The sequence below is a fragment of the Alcanivorax sp. HI0044 genome, from assembly GCF_001634945.1.
On record NZ_LWEZ01001505.1, the window covers coordinates 1 to 10,001 of the forward strand.

At 58.4% G+C, this 10,001-nt stretch carries 9 protein-coding genes; 3 read left to right on the top strand and 6 right to left on the bottom strand.

Annotated features, from left to right (window positions below; all coding sequences use genetic code 11):
* Window positions 1-228 precede the first annotated feature (228 nt).
* From A3730_RS22695 to A3730_RS22710, 5 genes are all read right to left on the bottom strand, one after another.
* A complete protein-coding gene (locus A3730_RS22695; RefSeq protein ID WP_063521193.1) occupies window positions 229-1,083 on the bottom strand; it encodes a crotonase/enoyl-CoA hydratase family protein in 855 nt (284 codons plus the stop codon).
* A 255-nt stretch (window positions 1,084-1,338) separates the two neighbouring features.
* Window positions 1,339-3,504: a catalase/peroxidase HPI gene (katG, locus tag A3730_RS22700; protein ID WP_063539016.1), complete on the bottom strand. Its 2,166-nt coding sequence runs from the start codon at window positions 3,502-3,504 to the stop codon at window positions 1,339-1,341.
* A gap of 24 nt (window positions 3,505-3,528) precedes the next feature.
* Entirely contained in the window at window positions 3,529-3,753 is a 225-nt protein-coding gene (locus tag A3730_RS30585; RefSeq protein ID WP_156497192.1) for a hypothetical protein, read from the bottom strand.
* Between the two features lie 211 nt (window positions 3,754-3,964).
* Window positions 3,965-5,374 (bottom strand): aldehyde dehydrogenase, encoded by a 1,410-nt coding sequence (locus tag A3730_RS22705; RefSeq protein WP_063521529.1) that lies wholly within the window; start codon window positions 5,372-5,374, stop codon window positions 3,965-3,967.
* A 239-nt stretch (window positions 5,375-5,613) separates the two neighbouring features.
* On the bottom strand, window positions 5,614-6,234 hold the full coding sequence (locus A3730_RS22710) for a 1-acyl-sn-glycerol-3-phosphate acyltransferase (RefSeq protein ID WP_063521530.1): 621 nt from the start codon (window positions 6,232-6,234) through the stop codon (window positions 5,614-5,616).
* A 189-nt stretch (window positions 6,235-6,423) separates the two neighbouring features.
* Between A3730_RS22710 and A3730_RS22715 the strand changes: the two genes are divergently transcribed.
* Complete coding sequence (locus tag A3730_RS22715; protein ID WP_063520143.1) at window positions 6,424-6,909, top strand: YajQ family cyclic di-GMP-binding protein; 486 nt, start codon at window positions 6,424-6,426, stop codon at window positions 6,907-6,909.
* Between the two features lie 157 nt (window positions 6,910-7,066).
* Here A3730_RS22715 and A3730_RS22720 read toward each other — a convergent pair whose 3' ends face one another.
* Entirely contained in the window at window positions 7,067-8,317 is a 1,251-nt protein-coding gene (locus tag A3730_RS22720; protein ID WP_063520142.1) for an oxygenase MpaB family protein, read from the bottom strand.
* Window positions 8,318-8,502: 185 nt separating this feature from the next.
* On the opposite strand from A3730_RS22720, the gene A3730_RS22725 reads away from it, so the two are divergent.
* Together A3730_RS22725 and A3730_RS22730 are read left to right on the top strand one after the other, a co-directional pair.
* Window positions 8,503-8,997, top strand: coding sequence for a hypothetical protein (locus A3730_RS22725; protein WP_063520141.1), 495 nt, complete (start codon window positions 8,503-8,505; stop codon window positions 8,995-8,997).
* Window positions 8,998-9,115: 118 nt separating this feature from the next.
* Window positions 9,116-10,001: VIT domain-containing protein (locus A3730_RS22730; protein ID WP_255364310.1), on the top strand; the 886-nt coding region annotated here is incomplete at its 3' end.

The window sequence follows — 10,001 nt, forward strand, 5'->3', positions numbered from 1 at the left end:
TTAGAGAATCAAAAAAGGCGCCCTTGTGGCGCCTTTTTTGATTCTCTAAAGAACACCTTACCCCCCTGCCACACTCTCCTCCCCCCTCTGTCAGCCCCCACTCCCATTGAGGAGTAGGTCGAATTAACCTGAAAGGCGTAATCCGACACTCAACGGAAAAGGCAGCAGAAACGGCCGATAGTCGGCTTACGGCTACGCCTAAGCAGACCTACGAATCAGGATTCAGCCCTACTGCTCAAACAAACCTTTAACCGGCATCAAATCCGGGTAGTCGGCCTGCTTCTTTTTCGCCTTGGCCTGAAACGACAACATCATGTCATCGTGGCGGAACATGCCCGCCTGCCAGGTGGCCATGTATTTAAGGCTGTCTTCCACGCTGTGGTCACGGCTGTAGTTAAGCATTTCCTTACAGCCCAGAACGGCCAGGGGAGAATTGGCAGCGATCTCTTTGGCAATCTCCATCACCCCTGCCAACATGCTTTCGGCATCATCATAAACCCGGTTGACCAACCCTTGCTCCGCCGCTTCCCAGGCGCTGAAATTGCGGCCGGTATAGGCCAGCTCACGGACCAACCCCTGGGGCATCAGCTTGGGCAGGCGCTGCAGCGTACCCACGTCTGCCGTCATTCCCAGGCTGGTTTCCTTGATGGTGAAGAACGCATCCTGGCTGCAATAGCGACTGTCTGCCGCGCACACCAGGTCCAGCGCACCGCCCACGCAGCCGCCCTGAATCGCCACCAGCACAGGCATGCGTACTTGCTCCAGTACACTCAGGCAATCCTGCAGCTGCAACACCACCCGGCGCAGGTTTTCTGCCATGCGCCCCGGATCGCCAGCCATGGGCACAGCGTCTGCATCGGAGAATACGGACAGATCCATCCCGGCCGAAAAGTGCTTGCCGGTGGAGGACATCACCACCACGCGGGCGTCAGTGCCAGTCTCGATATCCCGCAGGCAACGGGGCAGCTCCAGCCAGAAATCCTTGTTCATGCTGTTCATGGATTCCGGGCGGCTGAATTGCACATGGGCAATATGGTTTTCTACGGCAACATCGAAGGAGCGGTATTCAGGTAATGCGGTCACGGTGTTCTCTCCCATTTTTATAAGCAGCCTTGCCGGCACTTCCGGCATATACCTGACAGCCTTACCCAATCAGCTCGTATTGAACAGCTCTGATCACGCAGCAAACGATGCACAAGACGACATGCCTGGGGATTTGCTGCTGCCGGAGGCACAGATCAACCTTCGGCGAGTACGCTGTAGCCCACATAAAACGCCATAAAAAAACGGCGCGCTGATAACAGCGCGCCGTTTTCTTTTACCGTGACGAGAAAGAAACTACTTCAGGTCAAAACGCTCCAGCTCCATCACCTTGGTCCAGGCCGCCACAAAATCGTTGACGAACTTTTCCTGGGCATCAGAGCAGGCGTAAACCTCGGCGAGAGCGCGCAACACCGAGTTGGAACCGAACACCAGATCCACACGGCTGCCGGTCCACTTCAATTCGCCACTGGCACGATCCCGGCCTTCAAATTCTTCTTCATCACTGGATACCGGCTTCCACTCGGTATTCATATCGAGAAGATTCACAAAGAAATCGTTGCTCAGGGTGCCGGGTTTTTCGGTAAACACACCCAGCTGGCTGCCGCCGTAGTTGGCGCCCAGCACGCGCAGGCCACCAACCAGCACCGTCATTTCCGGGGCCGTCAGCGTGAGCAATTGCGCCCGGTCAATCATCAGGTGCTCGCCGCCCATGGAGAAACGCGCCTGCTGATAATTGCGGAACGCATCGGCTTTTGGCTCCAGTGGCTCAAACGACGCCACATCGGTTTGCTCCTGGCTGGCATCGGTACGGCCCGGCGAGAACGGAACGGTAATAGTGACGCCCGCCGCCTTGGCCGCCTTCTCGATGGCCGCACAGCCGCCCAGTACGATCAGGTCCGCCAGCGACACCTTTTTATTGCCATTACTGAAGTCCGCCTGAATCCCTTCCAGGGTTTTCAATACCCGCGCCAGTTGCTCCGGCTGATTTACCTCCCAGTCTTTCTGCGGGGCCAGACGGATACGGGCACCGTTGGCACCGCCACGCTTGTCACCGCCACGGAAGGTGGCAGCAGACGACCAGGCGGTGTACACCAGCTCGGACACACTGAGGCCGGAATCCAGGATCTGGCTCTTCAGCGCAGCAATGTCCTTGTCGTCCAGCAACTCATGATCCACCTCAGGCACCGGGTCCTGCCAGATCAGCTCCTCGTCTGGAATCTCCGGGCCCAGGTAGCGGGCACGCGGCCCCAGATCCCGGTGGGTCAACTTGAACCAGGCCCGCGCAAAGGCGTCGGCGAACTGGTCCGGGTTTTCATGGAAGCGCCGGGAGATTTTTTCGTAGGCCGGATCAAAGCGCAGCGACAAGTCCGTGGTCAGCATCATCGGCTTGTGCTTCTTGCTCTTGTCCTGGGCATAGGGCATCTGTGGTTCGGCATCTTTCGCCACCCACTGCTTGGCCCCGGCCGGGCTCTCGGTAAGTTCCCACTCGAAGCCGAACAGATTGTCGAAAAAGTAGTTGCTCCATTGCGTCGGCGTCTGCGACCAGGTCACTTCCGGGCCACCGCCCATGGTGTCGTCACCCTTACCGGTACCCACACTGCTACGCCAGCCCAAGCCTTGCTCCGCCAACCCGGCGCCTTCCGGGTCGGGGCCGACTTTTTCCGGGTCACCGGCACCGTGGGCTTTGCCGAAGGTGTGACCACCGGCAATCAGGGCAACGGTTTCTTCATCGTCCATGGCCATGCGCGCAAACGTTTCGCGAATGTCGTGGGCGGCGGCTTTCGGGTCCGGGTCGCCATTGGGGCCTTCCGGGTTCACATAGATCAGCCCCATCATGGTGGCAGCCAGGGGGTTTTCCAGATCACGCTTGCCATCGAAGCGTTTTTCGTTGGTCAGCCATTCATGTTCACGGCCCCAGTACACATCCTGATCCGGTTCCCAGGTATCTTCACGGCCACCGGCAAAGCCAAAGGTTTTAAAGCCCATGGATTCCAGTGCCACATTGCCGGTAAGAATGATCAGATCTGCCCAGGAAATCTTGCTGCCGTATTTCTGTTTCACCGGCCAGATCAGGCGACGGGCCTTGTCCAGGTTCACGTTATCCGGCCAGCCATTGAGCGGGGCAAAACGCTGCTGGCCACGGCCACCGCCGCCACGCCCATCACCAATGCGATAGGTACCGGCGCTGTGCCAGGCCATCCGAATGAACAGCCCACCGTAGTGGCCGAAATCCGCCGGCCACCAGTCCTGTGAATCGGTCATTACGGCGTGCAGATCTTTTTTCACCGCCTCCAGATCCAGGCTGTTGAATGCCTTGGCATAGTCGAAATCCACATTCATGGGGTTCGACAGTGAGGAATGCTGGTTGAGCAGATCCAGGCGCAACTGGTTCGGCCACCAGTCCTGATTGGTGGTTCCGCCACCTGCGGCATGCATCGGGCATTGACTTGCATCAGCCATGACTCTCTCCCTGTTGAGTGTGTGTTAGCTGTTGATCCAGTTATATCCCTTAACCCTCGCCCCCGGCCAGTTGGCTTTGGCAAATACGCCGATAGTTTTTCCCAAACACGAAAAGATCGCCGATAGACCGTCACCGTTGCTTGCGGCCCCAACGCCTTCGTAATGTAACGCCTGAGAGGCAACAAGCACAAAGCGCCAGCCTGGCAGCCAGAACTTCACACAACCTTCACCCAAACGGGCAGCGGTCATCACAAAATACCCGTGGGAGACGCAGAAAATATGACAAGGGGGAAGAGGAAAGGGGGGCGGCCGGAACCACGCGGGCGAAGGTTATAAGAGTAATAAAAAGGGCCAGACGCTGGCTTTACACCCGCTCCTGAACCCCATTACCGCTGTACTTTTGCGTCTTCACCCAGGCTGGAATTGCCCTGCAGCCGGACAGAGAGCCTGAGGAATCCACCTATTTGATCAGCTTCTTCATCATGTTGACCTTATCCTTGTAAGGCGCATAACGGAACTTGATGTCGAACAGTGTCGTCGCCTTCAGGATGCTTCGCTTGTGAGAAAAAACATCAAAGGAGTTCTGCCCGTGATAAGCCCCCATACCACTTTCGCCCACGCCACCGAACGGCAGGTTGGGGTTGGCCACATGCATCACGGTGTTGTTGATGCAGCCACCGCCGAACTGGGTATTGTCGAGCACCTGGCGCTCCACGTGTTCACTGCCAGTGAACAGGTATAACGCCAGCGGATGTTCCGGCAGTTTTTTGAGGTTGCCTATCAGCTCCTCCATGGACGAGTAAGTCAGCATGGGCAGCACCGGGCCAAAAATTTCTTCCTGCATCACCGTGTCATCCATGGTCACGTCCGTGAGCAAGGTCGGGGCGATATATTTCCGGGCCTTGTCGGTCTCGCCGCCTGCCAGCACCTTGGCGGTGTCAATCAAGCCAGCCACCCGATCAAAGTGGCGATCATTGATCATGCGCCCCAGGTCCGGGCTCTGGCTCGGGTCATCGCCGTAGAATGCTTTCAGCGTAGCAACCATTTCCTTCTCGAAGGCACTCTTGATATCCGCGTGCACATGGATGTGATCCGGCGCCACACAGGTCTGCCCCACATTCAACATCTTGCCGGCGAGAATCCGGCGGGCGGCCACTTTCAGGTTGGCGTCCTTATGCACGATGGTGGGGCTCTTGCCGCCCAGCTCCAGCGTTACCTTGGTCAGGTGCTTGGCAGCGGCGGCCATGACGATACGGCCCACCCGTGGGCTACCCGTGAAGAAGATATGGTCGAAGCGCTCTTCGAGCAGCTCATTGGTCACCTCGGTACTGCCCTTGAACACCGCCACATATTCGTCGCTGTAGCACTGTTTGATGATCTTCTCGACCACATCCGCCACGGTGGGGTTCAAGGATGAGGGCTTCAACACAGCCGTGTTGCCGGCGGCAATGGACCCGATCAGCGGCTGCACCAATAACAGAAACGGATAGTTGTAAGGGCCAAGCAAAAAGGTGCCCCCCTGCGGGGTAGACTCAATACGGCTGCGACCCGGTTGCGCCCACATGCAGGTGCCCACGCGCTTGGGTTTCATCCAGTTTTTCAGGTGCTTGATGGTGTGTTTTAGGTCCTCGATGGCCGTGCTGATTTCAATGTAGGCCTCGAAGGGCGGGCGACCGATATCTGCATGCAGGGCATCCTGAATCTGGCCCTGGTACTGAACAATCGCGTCTTTCAGCTTTTTCAGCTGCCGCAGACGAAATTCATAACTGCGGGTCGCCCCGGATTCAAAGTAGTTACGCTGACGGGCGACAGCCCGGGTCGCCCACCCCTGTGCTTCATTCACATTGCTGTTATCCAGAACCGCACCCATGGCAAATCTCCGTGTGAATACATTATTCAGGGCCACGAGTGTTCCACGGGTTCTTCGCACCCACCATGAGAAAAGTGCGCGAAACCTGACATAAAAAACCAACCGGGGTCATTTACCCGCACAAAGTAAACAAGCCCTTACTTATTGTTTTCCTTACAGAAAGTAGACCATCTACAGATTCGCACCGAGCGTCTACCTTGAGACTGTCGATGAGCCACCAGCGTCAGGCAGTCATGCGGTTATTGCACGTCAGCCTCACGCGCCGCTTTTGCCGCAGAGACTGGCACAGAGAGCTTGTTCGCATGGCGTGGCGTCGCTCGCGCAAAGTGCGTGTAAATCTGCTGAAGATCCGCTTCCATATCATCGCCGGGATAAATCACCACGGGAAACGAAAAGGTTTTTGCCTTGTAGTCCGCCAACGCCAGAATAATCGGCACCTTGGCCTGGCGGGCAATATGATAGAACCCCAGCTTCCATTGATCTGCATTGCTGCGGGTGCCTTCCGGGGTCACCGCGATCAGCAACTTCTCACGCTCTGCAAACGCCGCCACGGTTTGCTCAACCATCCCGCCAGCCTGGCCCCGCTCAATCGGCATGGCCCCCAGTTTGCGCAGCAAGACCCCCAGCGGCCCCTTGAACAGGCTGCTTTTGATCATCACGTTGACGTCTTTCTGCAATGCGGAGCGGCTCACCAGCGCCAACACCCCGTCCCAGTTGGAGGTGTGAGGCCCGCCGGCAATCACTGCCCGGTCGATATCCGGGAAGGGGCCGGCCGACCAACCGGTGAGCCGCAACAGCGCCTGGCCGATTCGCTGGCCCAAAGGCACACGGGGCGGCCGCTCTGTGGACTGATTTTGCATACCCTAACCCTCAATTGGTGTCGCATTCCCGCCCTGCGGGCGCGGCTGCAGCGCAGCACAATCGCACAGTATATCGGATAGCCCACCGGCACCGCATTGACGACTCACTCCCCGACTTGCCCCACAACCGGTTTGCCTCTGTATAATTGCCCGATCCAGACACGCCATTACTGCCGACAGGACCTCCCTATGCCGTCTTTCGATATTGTTTCCGAGATTGATGAAGTCGCCCTTCGCCATGCGGTGGACAACGCCAACCGCGAGCTGTCTACCCGGTTCGATTTCCGCGGCGTGGAGGCCAGCATCGAGCAGAACGGCCTGGCCGTCACCCTGAAGACCGAATCCGATTTCCAGGTGCGCCAACTGGAAGAACTGTTCGCCAAGGCCTGCCTGAAACAGAACATCAGCGCCGCCGGCGCCGACAAGCCCGAAGAGCCAGAGCACAGCGGCAAGACCTTCTCGCTGACCCTGACCTTCCGCCAGGGCATCGACCAGCCCGTGGCCAAACAGATTGTGAAGCAAATCAAGGAGAGCAAGATCAAGGTACAAGCCTCGATCCAGGGTGACCAGGTGCGGGTGAACGGCAAGAAGCGCGATGATCTGCAGGCGGTGATGGCACTGCTACGGGAATCCAAAATCGAAACGCCGCTGCAGTTCAATAATTTTAGGGACTAGCATCCAGCTACAAGCTACAAGCTACAAGCTACAAGCTACAACGCGATTTCAGCGCTGTAGTCACACAAACGCAAGAGGCCGCGCTCCAAATTTGGGTGCGGCCTTTTACGTTGCAGAAGGACGAACCTGTGTCGCGTGAGGCGTACTGCCGTCGCTTTTACCGCGCCAACGTCTTCACTGGCGTAAAGGTGGTATCCGCTTTCAGCCGCTGCACCCGCTTGGGGAACTGGTCCCTGCGGGCTTTGGCACCCAGCCATACCAGTACCCGGTTAGCCCCGGGTACGCTCTTGCGCACCAGTTCAGCCCCCACACGCAGGGGAATCTGGGCAGGCCACACATACTTGGCTGCCGTGCGCGGCAGGCCCAATTTATCGCCGGCTTCGTCGCCCAGAATATAACGGGTGTAACCGGCTCGCAGGGTGTACTCCAGCCGCGCCATACGTTTCGCCGCCCAACCGTCACCACCATCCTGCAGGGACGCCCCCGCCAGGGCCTGGCCCAGCTTGCGGGTGTCGTCATGGCTTTCGCAAATCGTGGCCACTACCTGATAAAACGCCCGCATGGCATCGGCCTCGCAGGTGGGCAGGATCCGTTCTTCCACCCCCATCAGATAGCCGACATAACGCCACAGATGCACCACCGCTTCCCGTTCTTTTTTGCTGAAAATAAAACCCAGCGAGCGCAGACCGGTGAGAAAAATCACTGAAAATTCCAGAATGGTCGCCATGGAATCCCACTGATTCAGAGGGTGCCCCCAGGCCATGTTCCACTTATCGGATTGCAGCAACATGGCGCGCACCTGGGAATGCATCAGCCGCACTTTCACCGCACTTTTGAACCCTTCCTGATCACGTTCCATGCCGCCCGGCGTGGTCACGTCCATCCAGAATTTTCCGGTTTCCACCAGGCGCCGGTTCGCCATGCGATCCAGCTGCCCGGTGAACACCAACGGCTTGGCCGCAGCGGCGCCCAGATAGCCCCCCATCAACGACAGGTTTCGCAATACCAGCTCACCGGAGAGGCCCACCCGGTGCGAGACATCACAGGCCAGGCGCAGTTTTTCCCGATCCAGCCAGATCGGTTCATGGTCGATCTGGTTGAACAGTGCGGTGAGCGCCTGCGGCGGGTTCTCAACACTGTCGATGCCATGCTCCAGCGCCTGGTCCACCAGCTTGCGCCCCTCACCTGCCGGCAAGCCCTTGTACATGTGCACGACCGCGTCCGCCAGGGTGTCGCCCATCAGCATGTGTTCGCGAATCACCCGCATCTGCCCTTCACTGGGCTGCGGATCGGAACCGATCATCAGTGAAAACAGTTTGCGCACCCGGCGCATCTGCCGGCGCTCGGGGTCGCCTACCCGGTTCAGATCAGCATGGTCCAACGGGCTGGTTGCCAGCATTGCGGTCATTCTTTTTGCTCCTTGCCCTCAATTCAGCGGGCGCTAGAACCGACAGAAAGAATGGCGCCGAATGACAGAAACATTTGGCACTTTTTTATCCACCCGGGCTTTGCTAGTTTCCCTGCTTTAACCTTATTGTTTGCGGTAGCTCCGGCTCACCGCCATCTCTCACAACATGACCCAGGAAAGTGTTTATGCCCGCGTCCACCTCAGCTGTACAGCGCCTCAATACCTTATGGTTTCTGGTGCTCTCTGCGCCCTTGCTGATTGGCATCGCGGTCGCTGGCCTGGTCTGGTTCGGGAACTACACCGCATCCCTTGAACTGCTGCCGCAAGACACCCTGCGCATGGCGGCCATGGGCGCCATGGCACTGATGTTGATCGTGGCACGACCGCTACGTAATGCTCTGCTGTCACCCAGGGCTATTGCCGGCCGACCGATCCAGACCGCCACCCCTGCGGACCCCTCCGGCGACACAGCGGCGCTCAAGGTACAGGCCAGCATGTTTATGCTGCTGGGAATCCTGGATGCCGTTTCCATGATTGTTATCGCCCTCAGCCTGATGCAGGCGGATGCCCTGCTCGCCCTGCTCAACGGGGTCTACACACTGGTGCTTGCCGTCATCGCCCGCCCGGATTTCGCTGCATTAATCGATGCCACACGTAAGCAACTGACCCATAACGGGTAATTGCCAAATCAGAGTCCTATTGAACACCTTGCGACATGTCTTGTTAATGAACAGCGTTTAACAAAACACACAACCACGCGTAAAACGAACCCCATGATCCATAACAAGGAGAATCATCATGGGTTTCAGGAACAGATTGACCCGCCTTTTTTCCGGTCTGGCTTTGCTGCTGAGCAGCGCGCTGACCACACCAGCCCTGGCCGCCGGGCTGATGACGCCAGCCAACAGCAGCCTGCCGCCGCTACAGATCCGCGAGCAACACGTCACCGTGGACGTGGAAGACGGCTACGCCATTACCGAAGTGGAGCAGGTCTTCCACAACCCCAATGATCAGGACCTGGAAGCCTACTACCGCTTCCCGGTCCCCGAGCGCGGCACCGTGGCCGAGTTCACCGTATGGATCGACGGCAAGCCGGTAATCGGCGAAGTGCTGGAAAAGCAGCAGGCCCGCCAGGTCTACGAACAGGAAAAAGCCGCCGGCCGCGAGGCCGGGCTCACCGAAAAGGACAGCTACAAGGCCTTTGATGTGCTGGTGCAACCGGTTCACGCCGGCCAGGACACCCGGGTACGGCTGGTCTACATGCAGCCTGCCTTTGTGGATACCGGCATCGGCCGCTATGTGTACCCGCTGGAAGAAGGCGGCGTGGACGAGAAGAAGCTGGCGTTCTGGACCGCCAACGACAGCGTCGAAGAGCACTTCAGCTTTACACTGAATCTGCGCAGCGGCTACCCGGTGGATGCCCTGCGTCTGCCCAAACACCCCCAAGCGCAGATCCAGCAACTGGGCCCGCAGCAATGGCAGGTCAAACTGGACAACCGCACGGCAACCGCCAGCAGTGAAGAAGAAACAAACAGCGAAAGCGCCAACTTCGCGCCCCCGGCCACCAATGGCCAGCCGGCCAATGCGTTCACCCTGGACCAGGACATCGTCGTCTACTGGCGTCACCAGCAGGACCTGCCCGGCAGCGTGGACCTGGTCGCCTACAAGGCCCCGGGCAAGGATC